Genomic DNA, 20,809 nt, shown 5'->3' with positions numbered 1-20,809 from the left:
ATGACGTCATCACTGCGCTGGGGAATCATGGCCACCGGCGGGATCGCCCGCTCCTTCGCCGACGACCTGCATGCCGTGGAGATGGAGGTGGCGGCAGTCGCCTCCCGGAGCCGAGCCTCGGCTGACATCTTCGCCCGTCACCATGGTGTCCCCCGCGCCCACGGCTCCTACCAGGAGCTCGTCGAGGACCCAGGCGTGGACATCGTCTACGTGGCCACGCCCCACCCCTTCCACGCCGAGCACGCCCGTCTGGCGCTCGAGCACGGCAAGCACGCCCTGGTGGAGAAGCCCTTCGCCCTGAACCGGGCCGAGGCCGAGCAGCTGCGCGACCTGGCCCGCGAGCGCGGCCTGCTGGTCATGGAGGCCATGTGGACTCGACACCTCCCCCATATGGCCAGGATCCGTGAGCTGGTCAACGGGGGCGCAATCGGTGAGATCCGCGCCCTGTTCGCCGACCACACCCAGCGACTGCCCACCGAGCCGAGCCATCGGATCAATGACCTCGCCCTGGGTGGAGGGGCCCTGTTGGATCTGGGGGTCTACCCGATCTCCTTCGCCTGGGATCTGTTGGGCGCCCCCACCTCGGTGACGGCCCAGGCGCGCCTCGGAGAGACCGGCGCCGACACCGAGGTCGCCACGATCCTACGGCACAGCGGCGGGGCACTCTCGACGTCGTTGTCCTCCTCCCGCGGAGTCGGTCCGAACACGGCGCACGTCGTGGGCTCGGGGGGCCGCATCGACGTCGATCGGGTCTGGTACACCGCGGCGAACTTCACCGTCTCCGCGCCGGACGGCACCGTGGTGGAGCGCTATGAGTCCGACGTGGTGGGCCGGGGGATGCATCTGCAGGCCCGTGCCGCCGAACGGTACGTCCAGCAGGCCACTCTCGACGGCGATGTCCTCACGGTGGACGACTCGGTGGGCATCATGGGCACCCTGGACGAGATCCGTGCCCAGATCGGCCTGCGCTACCCCTCCGAGTCCTGACCTTCGGGATCTCCCCACCCGGACGAGGATCACCGATCTCAGCCCGCAGGATGATGACACCGCGCCGCGACCCCTGATGAACTGGCCCTCACGGGGCGGAACGGACGGTCGCTGACGAGAGTCGGCTCAGCGAGGCCCCACAGCACAGACGAGGGGATGATCACTGTGCCCGTTGACCGCTCGATGACCAGGCCCTCCCCGGCTTCGCACCCCGAGCCGCCCGCACGGCTGCGCATCTGTGAGAGCTCGCTGGAGACGGTCTCGCGCCCGGAGCACGCCGCCTACACCTTCACCCTGTCGGTCATCGCGATCATCACATTCCTGCCGCTGGCCGTCCTCGGCGTCGCGGAGCTGGCACCGGGGGGGCGGAGCCGGTGAGCTCCTGGACCCTGCCGACGCTGCTGGTGAGCTGCGCTCTGCTGGGGGCCGGGCTGTGGTGGATGGTCAGCGCCTCCACCATCACGGTGCGCGCAACGGTGGAGGACGGCGTCGCAGTGCGCACGTGGCGCGTCGTGCGCACCGAGATCCCCTGGCAGGCCATCGAATCGGTGCGCCCCGGCCCGACGGGAGGAACCATGGAGGTCGGTCCACGCTGGTACGGCCCCGGGCGCATCGGCTACACGGGCGGGAGCACCTCGGTGGTCATCCGCATCCACCCGCTGTATCGCAAAGCGGCCCGCCAGGGAAGCATCGGAGGAGACACGGTGCGACGACTCGCCGCCGAATATGTGGTCTCAGTCCCGGAGCCCGAGGCCGTGGCCTCCAAGCTCACCGCCCTGCGCGCCCGGGCACTCGACGCCGCATGAGAGTTCAGGTCCGGGCAGCACCGCCGCCTGCCGACTCCGCGGCGGCCCGCCGGGCGGCGTGATACGCCTCATCCAGGCGCTCCAGCACCGAAGGCCCCTCCGGGCCGGGACCGGCCTGCTCCTGCCCGAGGTGGTGGCGGCGCAGCTCATCCATGAACTCCTCCCACAGCTGAGGGCCGCCCTCCTCGAGCAGCTGCGCCCGGACGCTGAGCTCCTCCGTGGCCGGTCGATGACGTCGCCCCCAGGCGCCGAGCTGCACCAGCACAGGAAGCAGCTGGATGCCGGCTTCGGTGAGGCTGTAGATGCGGCGCTGCCGATGAGACGGGTCGGGCTCGCGAGTGAGGACCCCCGCTGCCAGCAGCCGCTTGAGGCGATCGCCGAGGATGTTCGAGGCGATGCCCTCCTCGGACTCCTCCAACAGGCGGCGGTAGTGCCTGCGGTCTCCGAAGATGATGTCTCGGATGATGATCAGCGACCAGGTGTCCCCCAACGCCTCCAGCGTGAGGTTGATGGGGCAGCCGGAGCGGTGGTCATGGGCGGGATCAGCTGACATGGACGGCGCCCTCATTCCTCAGGGACAGGACTGCTTGCATTCTACACCCGGTTATGCTGGGATGTGACTCACCGCATGCACCACGCAAGCAGTTGTCCCACACATCTGGAGGCACCATGCAGTCCCCGTCCGAGACGACCTCCTCCACGCGGAAGATCTTCGCCTTCCTGTTCATGTCTCTGGACGGATACGTCGAAGGCCCGGACGGCGAGCTGGACTGGAACCTGACCGACGAGGAGTTCTTCACCTGGAACATCCGGCAGTCCCGCGAGATCGGCGCCCTGCTGCTGGGACGCCGCACCTTCGACCACTTCGCCGAGTTCTGGACCACCCCCTCGGCGGCCGCTGCCATGCCGGAGGTCTGGACCTTCATGAACACCGTGCAGAAGACCGTCGTGACCGGCCGCGACGCCCCGCCGCAGGACTGGGACGGAACCCGTGTGGTGGACGGAGACGACCTGGCCGGCGTCGTCGGCACGCTCCGCGACGAGACCGGCGGGGACGTCGCCGTCCTCGGCAGCCCGACCCTGACCTGCGCACTGCTGGAGCAGGGCCTCATCGACGAACTGCGGCTCCTCGTCCACCCCGTGCTGCTCGGCGACGGCCGCCGGCTCACGGACGCCCTGCGGCACCGGGTGCTGCTCGACGCCGGCCCCACCACCGTCTTCCGTTCAGGCAACACGTTGCTCACCTACCGCCCCCGCACTCTCGAGAGGACACCATGACGCGCCACACCGCCACACACCTGCTGATTCACCGCTTCGTCCCCGGCACCGGGCCCCAGGAGGGCACCACCGAGCTCGACGACGAGATGAGCGCCTGGGAGGCCCTGGACACCGAACTGCGCGAAGCGGGCCAGCTGGTGGCCGCCTACGCACTCCAGGAGCAGACGGTGCGCTTCGGCGCCGGGACTGACGAGGTCTCCGAGACCACCGACGCCGAGGCCACTGAAGGCCGCAGCATCGTCTTCGCCGTCCATGCCGTGGCCGCCGCCGACGACGCCGAGGCCCACGCCATCGCCGAGAAGATGCCGCATCTGGAGTATGGGTCCACCGAGGTGCGCCCCCTGATGACGGACCAGCGATGACGCAGTTCCTCTACGCAGCCACTGCGACGGTGGACGGGCGGATCGCCGGTGCCGACGGGGACATGTCCTGGCTCCTCCCCCACATGGGCCCCGACCCGATCCTGAACCGGCTGATGCCGCAGATCCAGGCCCTGCTGGTGGGGCGCACCACCTACGACGGGGACGACCCGCATGCCGGGGACGCAGAGAAGGAGGGCGCATTCGAGGGATCCTGGTCGGGCCCGCAGGTGCTGCTCACCCACCGGCCGCCGGCCACGCCGCCACCGGGGATCACCGTCACCACCGACCTCGACGTCGCCCTGAGCACGTGCCGCGCCGCCGCCCCGGACGGCATCGTCTCCATCCTGGGCGCCGACGTCGCCCGTCAGTGCCTCGAGGCCGGAGCCGTGGACCTGGTGATGGTGACCACCGTGCCGGTGATGCTGGGCCAGGGGACACCCCTTCTTCAGGGCTCGACCGGCCAGATCGACCTGGACGTGGTGGACGAGAGTCCCCGCACCCGGCTCTTCCGAGTGCGTCGGGACGGGGAACCTCGAGACCGCAGCGACAGCTGACGGACCCCGGTGGAGCTCTCGGCGCCTCACCGCGAGAGGGCCTGGGCGGCCTCGGGCAGATGAAGGCGGGCCAGCACGGCCTCGGCACTGTGCGGCGGCGACTGCCGACCGAATCGGCTCACCGCCACGGTGAGGAGGAAGGACAGCGGGATGCACCACAGTGCCGGATACAGGAAAACCTGCGCCCCAGCCGTGTGCTCCCCCAGCCCCAGCCCGATGACCAGGGACAGCGACGACACCACCGCCCCGGAGACCATGCCCGCGATCGCACCGGCTTCGGTGAGCCCGCGCCACCAGATCCCCAGCAGGATCAGCGGACCCAACGCGGAGGCGGTGAACGTGAACACCATCGCCACCGCACCGGCGAGCGCCACCTGGCTGGTCACGGCGCCGACCAGCAGCGGCAGGCCCACCGCCGCCACGGCCCCGAGCCGGAACCCGCGGACGGTGCCGGAGAAGAACTCCTGGGACACGACTCCGGCGATCGAGACCACCAGACCGGAGCACGTGGACAGGAACGCGGCGAAGGCCCCACCCGCGACCACCGCGACCAGCACATCGCCGGCCGCGCCCTCGAAGACGGCAGCGGGCAGACGCAGCAGCGCCGCATCGGCGACTCCTCCGCCGACGTCCGCGGCGGTGCCGCCGGACGGCGCCGGGGTCACGGCGCCGCCGTCGTCCGCCGCGGGCCCCAAGCCTCCTTCGGCCACCGGCAGCACCAGCCGGGCCAGCACCCCCAGGATCACCGGCAGCAGATAGAACATCGAGAGCAGGCTGAGCAGCAGCAGCGTCGTGCGCCGGGCCGCGGCCCCGTCCGGGTTCGTGGAGAACCGCACCAGCACGTGAGGCAGCCCGACGGTGCCCATCATCAGCGCCAGCGCCAGCGATGCGGTCTGGTACAGGCCGGCGCCGCCGTCGAGGGCCTGCGGCAGCAGCCCGGTCTCCCAGACGTCGCCGAGCGGGGGCAGCGCGTCGGTCCGCGGAGAACCTCCGGTCGATGCGTCGCGCTGCAGACGGATCAGGATGAACACGCACGGGATCAGCAGGGCGCACAGCTTCATCCAGTACTGCACCGCCTGCGCGACCGTGACCGACCGCATCCCGCCGGCCAGCACCGTGGGCAGCACCACCAGCACCACCACCAGCGGGCCGACCCACCCGGGCATCCCCGCCGTCGTGCTCAGGGTCAGGGACGCGCCGTGGAGCTGCGGCACGACGTAGAGCCAGCCGGTCATGATGACGATCAGCGCGGTCAGGCGCCGCAGCTGCGCGGAGCGGAACCGCAAGGTGGCGAAGTCCGGCAGCGTATAGGCCCCGGAACGTCGCAACGGGGCGGCCACGAACAGCAGCAGCGTGAAGAAGCCTGCCGTGTAGCCCACCGGGAACCACAGTCCCTGTGCCCCGTAGGCGACGATCAGCCCGGCCACCCCCAGGAAGCTGGCCGCGGAGAGGTAGTCCCCGGCGATGGCCGAGGCGTTCATCCACGGCGGCACCCGCCGGGAGGCCACATAGAAGTCACTGGTGGTGCGCGACCGCAGACCACCGACGCTGATCGCCACCGAGAACACGCAGACCAGGGCGACCGCGAGAAGCACCGCAGACGGGGAGCTCATGGCCGCCGCTCCACCCCCTGCGCCTCTGCCGCGCCGATCGTGGTCAGCAGGCGACGCTCGGCGGCATCGCTGGCGCGCACGTGCAGCCAGCCGCCGAGAATCAGCAGCGGATAGAAGCAGACGGCCGGCACCACCCACGGCAGCGGCACCCCCAGCACCGTGACGTCCGCGAGCCCCGCCACGGTGGAGAGCAGCAGGTAGAGCACCACCACCAGCAGGAAGAAGCCCAGGCCCAGCAGCACGCCCAGTCGCAGCTGGTGCCGGATCAGCTCCCTGACCTGTCCGGGGGTCGCTCGCCTCCGGACATGCCCGCGCCGTGGGGCGAGCAGGACCTCCTCCTCCTCCGGAGCCGTCGCTGGCCCTCGCACACGCACCCGGGCCGCCCGCTGGGCGTCCAGGTGCTCTGCCCCGGACGGGTCAGGATGAGCCGGGTGGGTCATCCCTGACCGCCTCGACCGGCGCCGCGGACCCTGTGGACCTCCAGGCGCTCCCGGACATGGTGCATCAGCCGGCGGCTCACCGCGATCTCCTGCTCCGTGCCGGCAGGATCCCGCAGCTGCACCGACATCCGGCCCTGACGGTGGAGCACCCGACGGACATGGTGGAGGTTGACCGCCGAGGAACGGTGCACCCTCACGAAACCGTGCTCGGCCCACTGCTCCTCCAGGTCGCTCAAGGCGATCCGCAGCAGATAGGAGCTCTCGGCCGTGTGCAGACGGGCGTAGTCCCCCTGTGCCTGGACCCAGCGGATGGAGGCGATGTCCAGCAGCACCGTGGTGTCACCCTGCAGCACCGAGACCCGCTGGGGCGCACTGTCCGGCGCGGGTTCGGCGGCCGGCCGCAAGGCATCGGACGCACGGCGCAGCGCCTCAGCGAGTCGAGCGGCGCGCACCGGTTTGAGGAGGTAGTCCCGAGCCGCGAGTTCGAAGGCCTCCACCGCCGGTGCGGCGTCCGCGGTGACGAAGATGATCTGCGGTGCGGCATCGTCGCCGGGCAGCTCACGGGCCAGGGCCAGACCGGAGGGGCCCGGCATGTGGATGTCCAGCAGCACGACGTCGATCCGGCGGGTGTCCAGCTGGTGCTTCGCCTGAGCAGCATTCGATGCGGTGTGGATCTCCCCCACCTGCGGGTCGGCCTCCAGCAGCCACTGCATCTGTGCGACCGCCGGCGGCTCGTCATCGACCACGAGGACCCGCAGCGCCCGCTCCTGCGGAGCCGATCCCGACCGGGACGCTTCAGGACGGGACGCTCCTGACGGCACGGCACTCATGGGGCTCCCACCTCCGCGTCCGGGGCCTGCTGCGGCTGGAACTTGGGGATGCGCATGGACACCATCATGCCTGCTCCCACGGCGGTGTCGATCACCAGACCCTGGCCGCCGCCGTAGGCCTGGCGCAGCCGCAGGTCCACATTGCGCAGCCCGATGTGCGAGCCCTCGGCCCGACCGGCCAGCACGCATGCCATATGCTCCGGGTCTGCCCCGACGCCGTCGTCCTCCACGGAGATGAGCGCGTGGGTCCCGTCGTCGGCAGCCTTCAGCCGCACCGTCACCTGTCCGTCCTCGGAGTCGAGACCGTGTCGCACCGCGTTCTCCACCAAGGGCTGGACCGCCAGGAAGGGGATCTGCACTCCCAGGACCTCAGGAGCGACCTGCAGCTCCACCTGCACCCGGTCCTCGAAGCGTGCCTGCTCCAGCAGCACGTAGCGTTCGACGGCGTCCAGCTCCTCCTCCAGCGTGGAGAAGTCCCCCTCGGCCCGCAGGCTGTATCGCGTGAAGTCTGCGAAGTCCAGGACCAGCTCCCGGGCGCGGACAGGGTCCGTGGGGATGAACGCCGCGATCGCGTTGAGACTGTTGTAGATGAAATGCGGAGAGATCTGGGCCCGCAGCGTGCGCAGCTCAGCCTCCACCAGCTGTCGACGGCGCGACTCGGCCAAGCGCCGGTAGTCCGGTCCCTCCGCCTCGGCACCCGCGGCGCCGCCCTGACCGTCGGCGTCGGCGCCCTGGGCGCCCTCCGCGGCTGCGGCGGGTCCTTCAGACGGGCTGGTGCGCCGTGTGGCCAGCAGCAGCACGCAGGCGGTGAGGACACCGACCAGGCCCATCAGGGCGACCATCGCAGGGCTGACGTCGAACATGGGGACCATCGTAGGCCAGCCCTCCGTCCCCTCCTGCTGAGCTGCGGTGACCGCCGACGAGGACATGACCGCTCGTCGCACGGATGACGCCGCTCGTCGCAGACGCCCCGTGATCCGCTTCACGTGACCTGGATCACTGCGGCACTGTGGTCAGCGTGCACGGTCGGGGAGACCCCTGTCACCGTCCGATGGGGCCGCCCCTGCAGCCCCGCCCCGCCGACCGCTGACGAAGCGGCCGGCGCAGCCGAGACCACGAGGAGGAGCGATGAGCTCATCGACCGCGACCCGCGCGGCGACCGTCGACTATCAGGAGGTGCAGAGCCGGCCTGAGTTCCAGGAGCTGAAGAGGACACATCGGAGCTTCGTGTTCCCGATGGCGGTGATCTTCCTCGTCTGGTACCTCGCCTACGTGCTGCTGGCCGCCTTCGCCCCGCAGATCATGGCCATCCCGGTGCTGGGCAACATCAACCTCGGCATCGTGCTCGGACTGGCGCAGTTCCTGACCACCTTCCTGATCACCGCGGCCTATGTCTCGTTCTCCACCAAGGCCCTGGATCCGAAGTCCAGCGCCATCCGCCATGAGCTTGAGGCCGCCGGCGTCGGGCTTCCCGACGAGACACCGGAGTCCGCAGAGACCACCGCGCCGACCGAGGCGACCGAGACCACCGCGCCGACCGAGGCGACCCCCGCAGGAGGAGCGAGCCGATGACCACCGCTCTCACATCATCGACACCCCTGGCAGCCCTGCCGAGACTCAGCGCCTCCGGCGAGGAGGAGGTCCTCTCCACCGAGGTCGGCAGCCCCTGGGCGAACATCGGGATCTTCCTGCTCTTCGTCGGCGTGACACTGTTCTTCGTGCTGCGCGCCTCGAAGAACAACAACACCGCCGCCGACTACTACGCCGGCGGACGCTCGTTCTCCGGGACCCAGAACGGCACCGCGATCGCCGGGGACTACCTCTCGGCGGCCTCCTTCCTGGGCATCGTCGGGGCGATCGCCGTCTACGGCTATGACGGGTTCCTCTACTCCATCGGCTTCCTGGTGGCCTGGCTGGTGGCCCTGCTGCTGGTGGCCGAGCTGCTGCGCAACACCGGCAAGTTCACCATGGCCGACGTGCTCAGCTTCCGCCTGCGGCAGCAGCCGGTGCGCATCGCCGCCGCGGCCTCCACCCTGGCGGTGTGCCTGTTCTACCTGCTGGCCCAGATGGCCGGCGCCGGCGCGCTGGTCTCCCTGCTGCTGGGCATCGACTCCCATGCCGGGCAGTCGCTGATCATCGCCGTGGTCGGCGCGCTGATGATCGTCTACGTGTTCATCGGCGGCATGAAGGGCACCACCTGGGTGCAGATCATCAAGGCCGCCCTGCTGATCGCCGGTTCCGCGATCATGACCGTCTGGGTGCTGGCGCTCTACGGCTTCAACTTCTCCGACCTGCTGGGCGACGCCGTGGACCGCACCGGCCAGGAGGCCCTGCTCGAACCGGGGCTGCAGTACGGGCTGGACTTCCTGACCAAGATGGACTTCCTGTCCCTGGGCATCGCCCTGGTCCTCGGCACCGCCGGCCTGCCGCATGTGCTCATCCGCTTCTATACGGTCCCCACGGCCAAGGACGCCCGGAAGTCCGTGGTCTGGGCGATCTGGCTGATCGGCGCCTTCTACCTGTTCACCCTGGTGCTGGGTTATGGGGCGGCCGCCATGCTCGACCAGGAGGACATCCTCGCCGCACCCGGCGGACAGAACTCGGCCGCCCCGCTGCTGGCCTACGAGCTCGGGGGCACGCTGCTTCTCGGGATCATCGCCGCGGTCGCCTTCGCCACCATTCTGGCCGTGGTCGCAGGCCTGACGATCACCGCCTCCGCGTCCTTCGCCCACGACATCTATGGGCAGGTGATCAAGAAGGGCAAGATCGACAACAAGGGCGAGGTCCGCGCCGCCCGGATGACCGTGGTGGTCGTGGGCATCCTCGCGATCCTGGGCGGCATCGGCGCCCAGGGCCAGAATGTGGCGTTCCTGGTGGCGCTGGCCTTCGCGGTGGCTGCCTCCGCGAACCTGCCGACCATCCTGTACTCCCTGTTCTGGAAGGGCTTCACCACCCGCGGCGCCCTGTGGTCCATGTACGGGGGTCTGGGATCCTCGATCCTGCTGATCGCCTTCTCCCCGGTGGTCTGGGGCGCCGAGACGTCCTTCTTCCCGGAGGTCGACCTGGCGCTCTACCCGCTGACCAACCCGGGCCTGGTGTCCATCCCGCTGGCGTTCCTGCTCGGCTGGATCGGGTCGAAGACCTCCACAGTCCTCGAAGACCCCGCCAAGCAGGCCGAGATGGACATCCGCTCACTCACCGGCGTGGGCGCGGAGAAGGCCTCCGAGCACTGAAGGACACCTGCTGCGTCGGAGCCCTGCGCACTCGGCTCCGGCACCACACACGACGGCGGCTCCAGCACCACGGCGGGGCCGCCGTCGTCGGCGGATGCGACCGGCCTCGGCCTTCACCGGTACGCAGCACTGAACTCCGCAGTGGGCGCGATGGGCTGGATCACGTCGACCATGAGTCCCTCCGGGCCGTCGAGGATGAAGTGCCGTTGGCCGAAGTCCTCATCTCTCAGCGGGGCCAGGAGGCGCACGTCGGACCGCGCGGTCACGGCTCGGTGCACCGCATCGACGTCATCGACCTCGACATTGAGAAGCACACCCGCCACGCTGGATCGGCGCCCTGCCGGGACCGTGGGATGATCACGTGCCAGCAGCGCCAGCTCGTGGGGACCTCGCCGCTGGCTGATGTACCAGCCGGCGTCGAACACGGTCTCAAAGTCCAGCACCTCTCGGAAGAAGTCCGCGGCGGACGGGACATCGACGACCATGAGGACGGGGTAGACACTGGTGACGGCCATTGCTGGGCCTCCTATACATACACTGTGAATGTGACATCTCGCAGAATACATACACAACGAATGTAAAGGGAGGGTTCATGCCCCGCTCCTCCGCAGCGGATGCGGCCAAGACCGCCCGCGCGATCCTCGACCATGCGAGGTCCCTCCTCGCAGAGCACGGTTTCGCCGGCGTGTCGGTGGACGACGTCGCTCGGAGCGTGGGCGCCTCACGGGGAGCCGTCTATCACCGGCACCGCACCAAGCAGGAGCTCTTCGCCGCCGTCGCGGAAGAGCTGCAGATCCAGGTCGGGGCCGAGGTCCGCAGCGCCGCGGAAGCGAGCGGTGCCGACCCCGAGCAGCAGCTGCGGCGCGGCTGCCACGCATTCCTGGACGCCATCACCGAGGCGCCCCGTGCGCGAATCCTGCTCCTCGACGCCCCCTCGGTGCTCGGATGGGCCCGCTGGCGCCGGATGGACGCGGAGAACGCCGCCGCACACCTCAAGGAAGGACTGGGGCAGCTGGGCTACTCGGGTCAGCTCCAGGAGGCGGCCACGGCGCAGCTCTCCGGAGCGATGAACGATGCCGCCCTGTGGATCGCCGAAGGTGGCGAGGAACGAGACGCGCGCAGAAGAGCAGCGCACGAGCTGCTCGACCGGCTCCTCGACGCCGTGACGGACGCAGGCGGTACCGCCATGTCCGGGCAGGGCCCGCGCTCAGCCCACTGAGGCCATGATCTCGGTCATGCGATCCAGGAAGGCGTCCACCTGGGCCTCGTCGTAGCCGTTGGATCCATGCGCGCCGGCGAAGATGATGGTGCGGACCTCGTCAACACTCATCGGGTTCTCCCCGTCGAGGTACTGCTCGAGCTCACGGCAGAGCTCGTCCACCTGCTCCTTGCGGTAGCCCAGCGCCGAGGAGTGCGCAGGCTCCCGGAACCGCTTCCCCTCGGGACGCTCCAACCGTACGCGCAGGGGCGCGGCCCGCTCCGCCAGCAGCTCATACCAGGCGTCCTCGCCGTGCTGCTCGATGTACCGGTCCCGCTCGGCGGCGGCGAAGGCGTCCTCCAGACGGTCCAGGGCGCCGTCGACCTCCGCGGCGTCATAGCCGCCGGAGCCCATGGAGAAGCTGGCCTCCCGGATCTCCGAGAGCGCCATACCGGTGCCGGAGTCGTAGGCCACACGAGCTCGGGCCATGAACTCGTCGACCTCGTCGCGGTTGTAGCCCTGCTCCTCGGGGTCGAGCAGGGTGAACAGTGCGTTCTCTGTGTGCGCCATGTTCTCAGCCTAATGGAACTCCCCCGGAATCCCGGGTGAGCGCCACGATCACGAAATAGGCGGTGGGCATCGCGAACACCAGGGAGTCCAGCCGGTCCATCACTCCCCCGTGTCCGGGAAGCACCTGGGACATGTCCTTGAGCCCCAGCTCCCGTTTGACCATCGACTCGGAGAAGTCCCCTGCCGTGGCGGCGACGACGACGGCGGCGGCCAGCAGGGCCCCGACGTGCAGGGGTTCGTCGAAGATCAGCCACGAGGCCAGCACTCCGACGGCGATGGAGCCGCCCATCGAGCCGGCGAAGCCTTCCCAGGACTTCTTCGGGCTGATCTTCGGCGCCATCGGGTGCTTGCCGAACAGGACACCGACGATATAGCCGAAGGTGTCATTGGAGACCACCAGCAGCACGACGACGGCGAGCCGCCACTGGCCTTCAGGCTGGCTGAGCAGCAGCACCGCGAAGGAGATGAGGTACGGCACCCAGCAGGCCACGAACATCGAGGACATGATCGAGCGTCCGGGATCCTCCACACGCAGCATCGCGGCGGCCACCGCGATGGCCGTGCAGGTCACCATCAGCGCCAGGGTGAGCGCCTCCACACCGCCGAAGAAGGCAGACAGCGGCATGGCCGCCGCGCCCAGGAACAGCGGCACCTTGGGCAGCCGCAGCCCCTGCGTCTCCAGGGCCCGAGCCACTTCCCAGACCCCCATGGACAGCAGCACGACGGCCACCACGGTCAGCAGCAGCGGGAAGAAGATGATCCCCAGCACCGACGGGATCAGCAGGGCGGCGCCGGTGATGATCGCCGCGGGCAGGTCCCGTCCTGCCCGCGGCGTGCGCACCGGCTTCGACGCCTCAGACGGCTCGTCGGTGCGCTCGGGTCCTGTCATGGGCCTCAGACCTCGAGGAGCTCGGCTTCCTTGCGCTTGGCCATCTCATCGATGCGCTCCACGTGCTTCTTCGTGGCCGCCTCGAGCTCCTTGAGGCCCCGGTCGCGCTCGTCCTCGCCCACCTCGCCGTCCTTGACGGCCTTGTCCATGGTGTCCTTGGCCTTGCGGCGTGCGTTGCGGACCGAGACCTTGTGGTCCTCGCTCTTGGCCTTGATGAGCTTCACGTACTCCTTGCGGCGCTCCTCGGTGAGCTCCGGCATGGTGATGCGGATCTGCTTGCCGTCGTTGGACGGGTTCGCCCCGATCTCGGAGTCCGAGAGGGCCTTCTCGATCTCTCGCATCGCGGAGACGTCGTAGGGGGTGATGAGGATGGTCCGCGCATCCGGGACCGTGAAGGAGGCCAGCTGCTGCAGCGGCGTCGCGGCGCCGTAGTAGTCGACCATCACCTTCGAATACAGCGCGGGGTTGGCGCGGCCGGTGCGCACCGTGGCGAAGTCTTCACTGGTGGCCTCCACGGCCCGCTCCATGAGCTCTTCGGCTTCAACCAGGGTCTCGTCAATCACGTCGGTCTCCTTGAGGTGGGAACTTCCGTCTCAGTCTACGTGGTGCGGACCCGCTGAGGCGGGCCCACACCGGGGGTCGGCATCCGGCGGGGCCGTGCTGACCTGCACCGGGGCCGTCCGCCTCGCTCAGGTGGTCACCAGGGTGCCGATCTCGTCGCCCAGCAGCGCGCGGGTGACGTTGCCGTCGCCCTCCATGCCGAACACCCGCATGGGCAGCTCGTTGTCGTTGCACATGGTCATCGCCGTCTGGTCCATGACTCGGATGTTGCGCCGCAGCGCATCCGTGTAGGTCAGGTGGTCCAGCTTCTCGGCGTCGTCGTTGGTCTTCGGGTCCGAGGTGTAGACGCCGTCTACTCCGGACTTCGCCATGAGCACCATGTCCGCGCCGACCTCCAGGGCACGCTGGGCGCAGACGGTGTCCGTGGAGAAGTACGGCATCCCGGCTCCCGCACCGAAGACCACCACACGCCCCTTCTCCATGTGGCGGATCGCCCGGAGCGGGATGTAGGACTCGGCGACCTGCCCCATGGTGATGGCGGTCTGGACGCGGGTCGGCTGTCCGGCCTGCTCGAGGAAGTCCTGCAGGGCCAGGCAGTTCATCACGGTGCCGAGCATGCCCATGTAATCGGCGCGCGCCCGGTCCATCCCCGCCTTGGAGAGCTCGGCGCCACGGAAGAAGTTGCCCCCGCCGACGACGACGGAGACCTCCACCTTGCCGCCGACTGCGGCGATCTGCTCGGCGATCCCTCGCACGGTGGCCGGGTCGACGCCGACGCTGCCGCCGCCGAAGACCTCCCCGGAGAGCTTCAGGAGCACGCGACGACGCTCGACCCCCTCGGGGAGCTCGAGGTCGGTGGACTGGGCGGAGACGGGGACGGCAGGCTGTGTGGTCATCGGCGTCAGAGTCCTTTCGGGGCTCAGCCCGTCCGCTGGGCCGCTCCAGCGATGCTCGGTGCTGCAGACAGGATCGGCGGCGGGCGGCGAGAAGACGGTGTGGGCGAGGAGACGGTGTGGGCGAGAAGACGGCAGGGACGAGGGGTCGGCGTCGTACGGATGTGGTCGGGTTCCGGGCATGGAAAGGGGGTGACCACCGCGTGTGCGTGGCCACCCCCTGACGTCTCAGATCATGTGCTCTGCCTCATTGTAGGCATGAGCACGGTCCGAGACGAGCACCCGACGACGGGGTCGGGGTGCGTGGAGTGCGAGGCGTCAGTTGCCGACCCGGAAGCGGGCGAAAGCGGTCGCGCCGGCGCCGGCGGCCTCAAGGACCTGGGCGACGGACTGCTTCGGGTCCTTGGCGAACGGCTGGTCGACCAGGACGTGCTCCTTGAAGTACGCGTTGGTGCGACCCTCGATGATCTTCGGCAGGGCCTGCTCCGGCTTGTTCTCGGCGCGGGCGGTCTCCTCGGCGATGCGACGCTCGTTCTCCACGGTCTCAGCCGGGACCTCGTCACGGGTGAGGAACTGCGGCACGATGGCGGCGGCGTGGACGGCCACGTCGTGCGCGGCGGTCTGGGCCGCCTCGGAGTCGGAGTCCACCGCGAAGAGCACGCCGACCTGGGCGGGCAGGTCCTTGGAGGTCTTGTGCAGGTAGGCGTCCACGTAGGCGCCCTCGACCTTGGCCAGACGGCGGACGACGATCTTCTCGCCGAGCACGGCTGCGCCCTCCTCGGTCACGAAGTCGGAGACCTTCTTGCCGTCGACGTCAGCCTCCAGGAGGGCTTCGACGTCGCCGAGGCCGTTGGCCACGGCCACCTCGAGGACCTTCTCGGCCAGGCCCACGAACTTGTCGGACTTGGCGACGAAGTCGGTCTCGGCGTTGACCTCGAGCAGGTAGCCGGTGGTGCCGTCGACGACCTTCGCCAGCACCAGGCCCTCGGCGGCCGAGCGGCCCTCGCGCTTGGCGGCGCCCTTGAGGCCCTTGATGCGGATGGCCTCGATGGCCTTGTCGAAGTTGCCGTCGGCCTCGTCCAGTGCCTTCTTGACGTCCATCATGCCGGCGCCGGTGCGCTCGCGCAGTGCCTTGATGTCAGCGGCGGTGTAGTTCGCCATAAGTCCCGTCCTCCGTTGGGGTTCGATGGGGATCGATGAATCGGATCAGATCGATGAAAGTGCACTCTGCACAGCCCTCACGCCCGCCACCTGGACGGCGAAGCCCAGGTGACGAGCGTGAGGAGCTGACGCGACGAGAGTCTTACTCGGCGTTCTCGGCGGGTGCCTCGGCGGCAGCCTCGGCCGGGGCCTCGGCGGCCTCGCCCTCGGTCTGGCCGGCCTTCTCGGCGGCGTGCTGCTCAAGCAGCTCGCGCTCCCACTCGGCCATCGGCTCGGCGGCGGCGCCGGAGCCCCCGCCGCGCTTCTCCTCGCGGGCGATGAGGCCCTCGGCGACAGCGTCGGCGACCACACGGGTGAGCAGGTCGACGGAGCGGATGGCGTCGTCGTTGCCCGGGATCGGGTAGTCGACCTCGTCCGGGTCGCAGTTGGTGTCCAGGATGGCGATGACCGGGATGCCCAGCTTGCGGGCCTCGTCCACGGCCAGGTGCTCCTTCTTGGTGTCCACGACCCACACCGCCGACGGCGTCTTGGTGAGGTTGCGGATGCCGCCCAGGTTGGCCTGCAGCTTGTCCAGCTCGCGGCTGAGCAGCAGCAGCTCCTTCTTGGTGTGGCCGGAGCCGGCGACGTCGTCGAAGTCGATCTCCTCGAGCTCCTTCATGCGCTGGACGCGCTTGGAGACCGTGGCGAAGTTGGTGAGCATGCCGCCCAGCCAGCGGTGGTTCACGTAGGGCTGGCCGACGCGGGTCGCCTGCTCGGCGATGGCCTCCTGCGCCTGCTTCTTGGTGCCGACGAACAGGATGGAGCCGCCGTGGGCGACGGTCTGCTTGATGAAGTCGAACGCGCGGTCGATGTAGGACAGCGACTGCTGCAGGTCGATGATGTAGATGCCGTTGCGCTCGGTGAAGATGTAGCGCTTCATCTTCGGGTTCCAGCGGCGGGTCTGGTGGCCGAAGTGCACACCGGAGTCCAGGAGCTGGCGCATGGTGACGACAGGCATGGTGTTCCTTTCGATGCCGGGCTTCGAACACGCGGTAGACCGATCATCAGGATCGGAACAGGTGCGTGCAGCACCGGCTGGTTCTTTTCGGTTGGTCGGGTCGTGCCACCCCGTTCTCCGGGGCTCCTGGCAGAGCAGGGATGCGAGGATCGTGGATCCGACCGCACCGGACCCATGACGGGTCGGCCCTGGAGGGGCCATCCGATGCGGACCGAGCGGATCACCCTCCCTGCGACGCCCCAGGCGACGCGAAGGAGGCAGGCTCTGCGCGTAGTCAGCGTCTGCGGGCGCTCGTCCCTCCCGGATTCCTTGACGGGAAAGTCCCAGAAGTGGGCAGGGCGATAGAACGTCAGCGTCAACTGCTGGGGATCAGTGTACTACAGACGGATCGCATCCCCCGGCGCGCAGTCCTCCACAGCGCGACGGGTGACCGCGGTGACACGCCGGCCCCTCCACAAGGGTGGCCGCGGCCGTTCCGAGAGACCGGCGAGCGGGCCAGCATGGCGCCATGGATCAGCACCCCACTCGCCGCTCCGGCATCCCCTCAGCAGACCTCTCGAACCGCCTGCCGGCCGGCACTGCGGAGGTCCGTGCGCCTCTCCCTCCCACCGGCGCCACAGTCTCCCGGAGCATGCCGAGCGGCCCGGCGGCCGCATGCCAACCGGTCGAACTCGTCTCGCCGCTGACCACGCCGCCGCGTGCGGGAGCCGTGCTGATCGTGGTGCTGCTGGCCTTCGCCCTGATCGGCGCCGGCGGTCCGGCGCCCTCGGCCACAGCCGCCCCGACGGAGCCCGTCGCACCCGTGTCACGGATCTCGGAGGGCCCCGGTGGGGCGGGGCCGTCCACCCCAGGGGCCTGGCGCCCTCCCCTCAGCGGAGCCCTGGAGGTGATCCGTCCCTTCGCCGCGCCGCCCTCTCCCTGGGCGGCCGGACACCGAGGCGTGGACCTGGCGGCCGCATCAGGCGACGTCCGAGCCCCCGCCGACGGCGTGGTGAGATTCACCGGTGTGGTGGTCGACCGGGAGGTGCTGACCCTGGACCACGGCGGCGGTCTGGTGAGCTCCTTCGAGCCGGCCCCGTCGGAGCTCGCCGCGGGCGACACCGTGGCGGCCGGCGACGTCGTCGCGGAGCTGGGAACCTACGCCGACGGAGGCCACCACTGCGACCGTCGATGCCTGCACTGGGGCGTGCGGCTCCAGGGGGAGTACATCAACCCGCTGATGCTCCTGGGCGACCTGGAGCCTTCCGTGCTCCTGCCGCTGGAGGCGGGTTGAGGGCCGCTCCGTCTCAGCGCCGTCTCCGCTCCGTCTCGGCACGGCGCCCGGCGGCTCAGTCCCAGGGATCGCTCCGTCGTCGCCACCGCTGCGCGAGGCCGTCGGCCAGGCGCACGAGCCGATCAGCCGAGTCCTCCCAGCTGAAGTCGAGGCTCCTGGCGCGGGCCGCCCGGGAAGCGGCAGCGAAGACCCCGGGCTCGTGCAGCCGGCGGACGGCGGCGGCGAAGGCCTCCGGGTGATCCGGGTCCACACACTGCGCCCCATGTCCTGCGCCCGCCTGCCCGACGATCTCCCGGAAGATCGGCAGATCCGAGACCACCGTGGGCGTCCCCTGAGCCATCGCCTCGATGACGGGCAGGCCGTAGCCCTCCGCGCGGGACAGCGTCACCAGGGCCGCGGACTCCCGGAGCAGCTGCCGGTACCCAGACTCAGAGATCCCGTCGTGGAAGATCAGCTGGTCCTCCCGCGGCGCGAGGTCCACCAGCTCCGCCCGGCGACGGTCGTCGATCGGGCTGCACAGGTGCAGGGTGTGGTCCGGCAGGCCACGCAGCCCGCGGATCACCCCCTCGACGTTCTTGTAGTCCATGAAGGATCCCATGTAGACCAGCTGCCGGACCGGTGCGACGTGCGGGTCGCGCGGCCGCTGGACCGGTTGCGGCGCGTTCGGAATGACCTCTATCAGCCGGCGAGTGAGCCGGTGGGCGCGCATGAGCCCGCGCGTCGTCTCGGAGACGGTGGCGACGGCGTCCGCTTGGTCCAGCGCGAGCCGCTGCGGCCACGGACTGAGGTGGTACAGCCTCCAGCCCATGCGGATGGGAGCGGGCAGGTCCCGGGGAGGCGTGCGGTGCTCGTAGTAGATGAGGTCGTGCAGCGTGAGGATCAGCGGATAGCGCCGACCCCAGCCGCCCATGGTCTGCATCGGGGAGAAGACGACGTCGGGACGGTGCGGGTTGATCTGCCGGGCGACCCACGGCTCGGCCGCCGAGGTGGGGGCGCTGATCCGCAGCCAGGGCACCCCCGCGGGCAGCAGGCGCAGCTGCGCGGGATCGCTGATGAGCATGGTGACGTCCGCCCGGTCGGCGACCGCCTCGACCAGAGAGGCGGAGAAGCGGGAGATCCCGTCGTGGACCCGGGTGCGGGTGTATCGGGCGTCGAAGAAGAGTCGCAGCACAGGTGCCATTGTGCCAACCCGACGCGGTCCTCCCCTCCTGCACCGTCATTCCTCGGCGGGGCGTTCCAGTGTGCGGATGTCCACACCGAAGGAGAACGTCACCAGGGCCAGGCCCAACGCCACCGGAAGGGCCCGCAGCAGCAGCTCCAGCGGGAACTCAACCTCCCCCAGGTGCCACGGAGTCAGGTGCCACGGCGCCAGTGCGGCCAGCACCAGGATCCCCGGTGCCATGCCCAGCACCTTCCGTCGTCGGGAGTCCGGCAACGGGCGACGCCAGGCCGGTCGGATCCGAGCGCCCAGGGCGAAGCCGGGCCGCAGCAGACCCAGAAGTGCGGCCCACCATCCGACGGCGAGCGCGGCGGCCAGCGCGAGCACCATCAGCACCACAGCATCAGTGGTCTCGTCGTACCGGGCTCCGGCCGACGTTCCTCCCGCCCCGGCCCGGGCCACCGCGCCGTCGAGCCCGTCCATGAGGAGGATCACCCCGGCCAGCAGGATCAGCGGAAGCGGGAGACCGACGCCGGTGGGCACCGGGAGGTCACCGGACGCTGCGACCACCCCGGCGGCGAAGATGCCCAACAGCCCCGAACGCAGCAGGGTGACCGCATCGGCGGCACGGAATCCCCCGGCCCCACGGACCGCGTGCAGCTGGCACCCGGCGAAGGCCAGCAGCCCCGCCCCCACGGCGAGGCCGCCGAATCCCTCATGGGCCACGGGGCCGCCGTCGGGCCCGCGGGAGAATCCGGCCGTGAGAGCCGCCGCCAGGTGATCGCCGAGCCCCAGGAGGGCGAGCAGCAGCAGCGCCGCTGCCAGCAGGACGGCGAGGGTGCCGAGCACAGGCCGACGGCGATGATCCATGCCAGCGATCATAGGCCCGGCCGCCTCCGCACATCTCAGGGGCTCGCCCCGCGGCGGCCATGTCCTCCGCCCCCGCTGACGTGGCAGGATACGACCATGGAGGAACTGCACCAGAGCCCCGGCACCTCGCCGTCCGGCGCCCTGCGCAGCCGCCAGTACTGGACGACCGCCCCCGGGCGGGGTGAGGTCGTCAGCGCCCCCGTGCCCACACCGGGCCCCGGCGAGGTCCTGGTGGAGACTCTCCTGTCCGGGATCTCGCGCGGCACGGAGAGCCTGGTCCACCGGGGCATGGTCCCCGACGATGTGGCCGGGATCATGTGCGCTCCGCATCAGCTGGGCGAGCTGCCCCATCCGGTCAGCCACGGGTACCTGAACGTCGGCATCGTCCGTGACGGAGAAGGACCCGACGCTGCGGCTCTCCGCGGACGGACGGTGTTCACCCTGGCCGGCCACCGGGACCACGTGGTCGTCCCCGCCCAGGACTGCCACCCACTGCCGGACGGCTGCTCCGCGGAGCGGGCCCTGCTGGCCGGAGCCGCGGAGACCGCCCTGAACGCCCTCTGGGAGGCCGGCATCAGTCTGGGCGACCGGGTCACGGTGATCGGTGGCGGCATGATTGGCCTGAGCACCGCCCTGCTGGCGCACAGGATCCCCCTGGAACGGCTCGAGGTCGTCGACGTCGACGAGGACCGGCGGCAGCTCATCGACGCCCTGGGACTGCACGCCGTCGCTCCCGGGGCGGCCGCACCGGACAGCGACGTCGTCCTGCACTCCTCCGCCACCGCCGCGGGCCTTGCCGAGGCGCTGCGTGTGGCCGGCGACGACGCGCTGATCATCGAGCAGTCCTGGTACGGCGACGAGCGTCCGCAGATTCCGCTGGGAGGCGACTTCCACGCCCGCCGGCTGCGGATCATCGCCTCCCAGGTGGGCGAGGTGGCTCAGCCGCGCCGGCTGCGTCGGGACCGCCGCGCACGCCTGCGCCTGGGGCTGTCCCTGCTTGACGATCGCTTCGACGCCCTGATCACGGGACGCTCTCCCCTGGAGGACCTCCCACAGGTCATGGATGCCCTGGCCTACGGCGACCCAGCCTGGGCAGGGACCATCTGCCACGTGGTGGACCACCGATGAGAGCCAG

General features: G+C 70.1%; 25 protein-coding genes. 11 read left to right on the top strand and 14 right to left on the bottom strand.

Features of this window, described 5'->3' with window-relative positions:
* From SD455_RS04205 to SD455_RS04195, 3 genes are all read left to right on the top strand, one after another.
* Positions 1-987, top strand: a complete 987-nt coding sequence (locus SD455_RS04205; protein ID WP_445507335.1) for a Gfo/Idh/MocA family protein — start codon at positions 1-3, stop codon at positions 985-987.
* Between the two features lie 183 nt (positions 988-1,170).
* Entirely contained in the window at positions 1,171-1,365 is a 195-nt protein-coding gene (locus SD455_RS04200; RefSeq protein WP_445507334.1) for a hypothetical protein, read from the top strand.
* Positions 1,362-1,793 (top strand): hypothetical protein, encoded by a 432-nt coding sequence (locus SD455_RS04195; protein ID WP_445507333.1) that lies wholly within the window; start codon positions 1,362-1,364, stop codon positions 1,791-1,793. Before SD455_RS04200 ends, SD455_RS04195 begins: the two co-directional genes overlap by 4 nt.
* Before the next feature lie 4 nt (positions 1,794-1,797).
* On the opposite strand, the gene SD455_RS04190 is transcribed toward SD455_RS04195, so the two are convergent.
* Entirely contained in the window at positions 1,798-2,346 is a 549-nt protein-coding gene (locus SD455_RS04190; RefSeq protein WP_445507332.1) for a winged helix-turn-helix transcriptional regulator, read from the bottom strand.
* 116 nt (positions 2,347-2,462) lie between these two features.
* On the opposite strand from SD455_RS04190, the gene SD455_RS04185 reads away from it, so the two are divergent.
* Genes SD455_RS04185 through SD455_RS04175 form a run of 3 tightly spaced genes read left to right on the top strand, consistent with a single transcriptional unit; the run spans position 2,463 to position 3,987 of the window.
* Positions 2,463-3,071, top strand: a complete 609-nt coding sequence (locus SD455_RS04185) for a dihydrofolate reductase family protein (RefSeq protein WP_070158979.1) — start codon at positions 2,463-2,465, stop codon at positions 3,069-3,071.
* Complete coding sequence (locus SD455_RS04180; RefSeq protein ID WP_344682244.1) at positions 3,068-3,433, top strand: hypothetical protein; 366 nt, start codon at positions 3,068-3,070, stop codon at positions 3,431-3,433. Before SD455_RS04185 ends, SD455_RS04180 begins: the two co-directional genes overlap by 4 nt.
* The gene (locus SD455_RS04175) at positions 3,430-3,987 is read left to right on the top strand and encodes a dihydrofolate reductase family protein (RefSeq protein ID WP_445507331.1); all 558 of its coding nucleotides are present in this window, start codon (positions 3,430-3,432) and stop codon (positions 3,985-3,987) included. Before SD455_RS04180 ends, SD455_RS04175 begins: the two co-directional genes overlap by 4 nt.
* 26 nt (positions 3,988-4,013) lie before the next feature.
* Here SD455_RS04175 and SD455_RS04170 read toward each other — a convergent pair whose 3' ends face one another.
* The 4 genes from SD455_RS04170 to SD455_RS04155 are packed head-to-tail and all read right to left on the bottom strand — an operon-like array spanning position 4,014 to position 7,733.
* On the bottom strand, positions 4,014-5,600 hold the full coding sequence (locus tag SD455_RS04170) for a sodium/solute symporter (RefSeq protein WP_445507330.1): 1,587 nt from the start codon (positions 5,598-5,600) through the stop codon (positions 4,014-4,016).
* Positions 5,597-6,040: a hypothetical protein gene (locus SD455_RS04165; RefSeq protein ID WP_070161995.1), complete on the bottom strand. Its 444-nt coding sequence runs from the start codon at positions 6,038-6,040 to the stop codon at positions 5,597-5,599. Before SD455_RS04165 ends, SD455_RS04170 begins: the two co-directional genes overlap by 4 nt.
* Positions 6,037-6,870, bottom strand: a complete 834-nt coding sequence (locus SD455_RS04160; RefSeq protein WP_445507329.1) for a LytR/AlgR family response regulator transcription factor — start codon at positions 6,868-6,870, stop codon at positions 6,037-6,039. Before SD455_RS04160 ends, SD455_RS04165 begins: the two co-directional genes overlap by 4 nt.
* Positions 6,867-7,733, bottom strand: coding sequence for a sensor histidine kinase (locus SD455_RS04155; protein WP_396954317.1), 867 nt, complete (start codon positions 7,731-7,733; stop codon positions 6,867-6,869). Before SD455_RS04155 ends, SD455_RS04160 begins: the two co-directional genes overlap by 4 nt.
* A 265-nt stretch (positions 7,734-7,998) precedes the next feature.
* Between SD455_RS04155 and SD455_RS04150 the strand changes: the two genes are divergently transcribed.
* Together SD455_RS04150 and SD455_RS04145 are read left to right on the top strand one after the other, a co-directional pair.
* Positions 7,999-8,442 carry a DUF485 domain-containing protein gene (locus tag SD455_RS04150; protein ID WP_445507328.1) on the top strand — a complete coding sequence of 148 codons (444 nt, stop codon included), beginning with the start codon at positions 7,999-8,001 and terminating at the stop codon, positions 8,440-8,442.
* A complete protein-coding gene (locus SD455_RS04145; RefSeq protein WP_445507327.1) occupies positions 8,439-10,103 on the top strand; it encodes a solute symporter family protein in 1,665 nt (554 codons plus the stop codon). The genes SD455_RS04150 and SD455_RS04145 overlap by 4 nt, the downstream gene beginning before the upstream one ends.
* Before the next feature lie 113 nt (positions 10,104-10,216).
* Here SD455_RS04145 and SD455_RS04140 read toward each other — a convergent pair whose 3' ends face one another.
* A complete protein-coding gene (locus SD455_RS04140; protein WP_070161991.1) occupies positions 10,217-10,618 on the bottom strand; it encodes a VOC family protein in 402 nt (133 codons plus the stop codon).
* A 77-nt stretch (positions 10,619-10,695) separates the two neighbouring features.
* Here SD455_RS04140 and SD455_RS04135 point away from each other — a divergent pair, with 77 nt between their 5' ends.
* Positions 10,696-11,322, top strand: coding sequence for a TetR/AcrR family transcriptional regulator (locus tag SD455_RS04135; protein WP_070161989.1), 627 nt, complete (start codon positions 10,696-10,698; stop codon positions 11,320-11,322).
* Here the strand turns inward: SD455_RS04135 and SD455_RS04130 are convergent.
* The 6 genes from SD455_RS04130 to rpsB form a co-directional block, all read right to left on the bottom strand.
* Positions 11,311-11,871, bottom strand: coding sequence for a DivIVA domain-containing protein (locus SD455_RS04130; RefSeq protein WP_445507326.1), 561 nt, complete (start codon positions 11,869-11,871; stop codon positions 11,311-11,313). The genes SD455_RS04135 and SD455_RS04130 overlap by 12 nt on opposite strands.
* A gap of 4 nt (positions 11,872-11,875) precedes the next feature.
* Positions 11,876-12,760 carry a phosphatidate cytidylyltransferase gene (locus SD455_RS04125; RefSeq protein ID WP_445507325.1) on the bottom strand — a complete coding sequence of 295 codons (885 nt, stop codon included), beginning with the start codon at positions 12,758-12,760 and terminating at the stop codon, positions 11,876-11,878.
* A 5-nt stretch (positions 12,761-12,765) separates the two neighbouring features.
* Positions 12,766-13,323, bottom strand: coding sequence for a ribosome recycling factor (gene frr, locus SD455_RS04120; protein WP_311023665.1), 558 nt, complete (start codon positions 13,321-13,323; stop codon positions 12,766-12,768).
* A gap of 126 nt (positions 13,324-13,449) precedes the next feature.
* Positions 13,450-14,217 carry a UMP kinase gene (gene pyrH, locus SD455_RS04115; protein WP_070161985.1) on the bottom strand — a complete coding sequence of 256 codons (768 nt, stop codon included), beginning with the start codon at positions 14,215-14,217 and terminating at the stop codon, positions 13,450-13,452.
* 315 nt (positions 14,218-14,532) lie between these two features.
* A complete protein-coding gene (gene tsf / locus SD455_RS04110) occupies positions 14,533-15,375 on the bottom strand; it encodes a translation elongation factor Ts (RefSeq protein ID WP_070161983.1) in 843 nt (280 codons plus the stop codon).
* 142 nt (positions 15,376-15,517) lie between these two features.
* Positions 15,518-16,372 (bottom strand): 30S ribosomal protein S2, encoded by an 855-nt coding sequence (gene rpsB, locus SD455_RS04105; protein ID WP_070161981.1) that lies wholly within the window; start codon positions 16,370-16,372, stop codon positions 15,518-15,520.
* Between the two features lie 508 nt (positions 16,373-16,880).
* Here rpsB and SD455_RS04100 point away from each other — a divergent pair.
* Entirely contained in the window at positions 16,881-17,645 is a 765-nt protein-coding gene (locus SD455_RS04100) for a M23 family metallopeptidase (RefSeq protein WP_311023662.1), read from the top strand.
* A gap of 55 nt (positions 17,646-17,700) precedes the next feature.
* On the opposite strand, the gene SD455_RS04095 is transcribed toward SD455_RS04100, so the two are convergent.
* The gene (locus tag SD455_RS04095) at positions 17,701-18,825 is read right to left on the bottom strand and encodes a glycosyltransferase (protein WP_445507324.1); all 1,125 of its coding nucleotides are present in this window, start codon (positions 18,823-18,825) and stop codon (positions 17,701-17,703) included.
* Positions 18,826-18,861: 36 nt separating this feature from the next.
* Complete coding sequence (locus tag SD455_RS04090; RefSeq protein ID WP_139827680.1) at positions 18,862-19,674, bottom strand: CDP-alcohol phosphatidyltransferase family protein; 813 nt, start codon at positions 19,672-19,674, stop codon at positions 18,862-18,864.
* Positions 19,675-19,770: 96 nt separating this feature from the next.
* On the opposite strand from SD455_RS04090, the gene SD455_RS04085 reads away from it, so the two are divergent.
* Positions 19,771-20,802, top strand: a complete 1,032-nt coding sequence (locus SD455_RS04085; protein WP_311023656.1) for a zinc-dependent alcohol dehydrogenase — start codon at positions 19,771-19,773, stop codon at positions 20,800-20,802.
* Positions 20,803-20,809 lie beyond the last annotated feature (7 nt).

It is taken from the genome of Nesterenkonia sp. K-15-9-6, assembly GCF_052656005.1.
Note: the sequence above shows the minus strand (reverse complement) of the source record. Positions and strands in the feature narration are given on the sequence as shown.

Excerpts from the sequence above, each read along its gene's own strand:
- SD455_RS04095 (WP_445507324.1), bottom strand. The coding sequence starts at position 18,825 with ATGGCACCTGTGCTGCGACTCTTCTTCGACGCCCGATACACCCGCACC.
- SD455_RS04125 (WP_445507325.1), bottom strand. The coding sequence starts at position 12,760 with ATGACAGGACCCGAGCGCACCGACGAGCCGTCTGAGGCGTCGAAGCCG.
- SD455_RS04160 (WP_445507329.1), bottom strand. The coding sequence starts at position 6,870 with ATGAGTGCCGTGCCGTCAGGAGCGTCCCGTCCTGAAGCGTCCCGGTCG.
- SD455_RS04205 (WP_445507335.1), top strand. The coding sequence starts at position 1 with ATGACGTCATCACTGCGCTGGGGAATCATGGCCACCGGCGGGATCGCC.
- rpsB (WP_070161981.1), bottom strand. The coding sequence starts at position 16,372 with ATGCCTGTCGTCACCATGCGCCAGCTCCTGGACTCCGGTGTGCACTTC.
- SD455_RS04135 (WP_070161989.1), top strand. The coding sequence starts at position 10,696 with ATGCCCCGCTCCTCCGCAGCGGATGCGGCCAAGACCGCCCGCGCGATC.
- SD455_RS04185 (WP_070158979.1), top strand. The coding sequence starts at position 2,463 with ATGCAGTCCCCGTCCGAGACGACCTCCTCCACGCGGAAGATCTTCGCC.
- SD455_RS04100 (WP_311023662.1), top strand. The coding sequence starts at position 16,881 with ATGGATCAGCACCCCACTCGCCGCTCCGGCATCCCCTCAGCAGACCTC.
- SD455_RS04180 (WP_344682244.1), top strand. The coding sequence starts at position 3,068 with ATGACGCGCCACACCGCCACACACCTGCTGATTCACCGCTTCGTCCCC.
- SD455_RS04090 (WP_139827680.1), bottom strand. The coding sequence starts at position 19,674 with ATGGATCATCGCCGTCGGCCTGTGCTCGGCACCCTCGCCGTCCTGCTG.
- pyrH (WP_070161985.1), bottom strand. The coding sequence starts at position 14,217 with ATGACCACACAGCCTGCCGTCCCCGTCTCCGCCCAGTCCACCGACCTC.
- SD455_RS04085 (WP_311023656.1), top strand. The coding sequence starts at position 19,771 with ATGGAGGAACTGCACCAGAGCCCCGGCACCTCGCCGTCCGGCGCCCTG.
- SD455_RS04140 (WP_070161991.1), bottom strand. The coding sequence starts at position 10,618 with ATGGCCGTCACCAGTGTCTACCCCGTCCTCATGGTCGTCGATGTCCCG.
- SD455_RS04165 (WP_070161995.1), bottom strand. The coding sequence starts at position 6,040 with ATGACCCACCCGGCTCATCCTGACCCGTCCGGGGCAGAGCACCTGGAC.
- SD455_RS04145 (WP_445507327.1), top strand. The coding sequence starts at position 8,439 with ATGACCACCGCTCTCACATCATCGACACCCCTGGCAGCCCTGCCGAGA.
- SD455_RS04190 (WP_445507332.1), bottom strand. The coding sequence starts at position 2,346 with ATGTCAGCTGATCCCGCCCATGACCACCGCTCCGGCTGCCCCATCAAC.
- SD455_RS04175 (WP_445507331.1), top strand. The coding sequence starts at position 3,430 with ATGACGCAGTTCCTCTACGCAGCCACTGCGACGGTGGACGGGCGGATC.
- SD455_RS04130 (WP_445507326.1), bottom strand. The coding sequence starts at position 11,871 with ATGGCGCACACAGAGAACGCACTGTTCACCCTGCTCGACCCCGAGGAG.
- SD455_RS04170 (WP_445507330.1), bottom strand. The coding sequence starts at position 5,600 with ATGAGCTCCCCGTCTGCGGTGCTTCTCGCGGTCGCCCTGGTCTGCGTG.
- tsf (WP_070161983.1), bottom strand. The coding sequence starts at position 15,375 with ATGGCGAACTACACCGCCGCTGACATCAAGGCACTGCGCGAGCGCACC.
- SD455_RS04150 (WP_445507328.1), top strand. The coding sequence starts at position 7,999 with ATGAGCTCATCGACCGCGACCCGCGCGGCGACCGTCGACTATCAGGAG.
- SD455_RS04200 (WP_445507334.1), top strand. The coding sequence starts at position 1,171 with ATGACCAGGCCCTCCCCGGCTTCGCACCCCGAGCCGCCCGCACGGCTG.
- SD455_RS04155 (WP_396954317.1), bottom strand. The coding sequence starts at position 7,733 with ATGTTCGACGTCAGCCCTGCGATGGTCGCCCTGATGGGCCTGGTCGGT.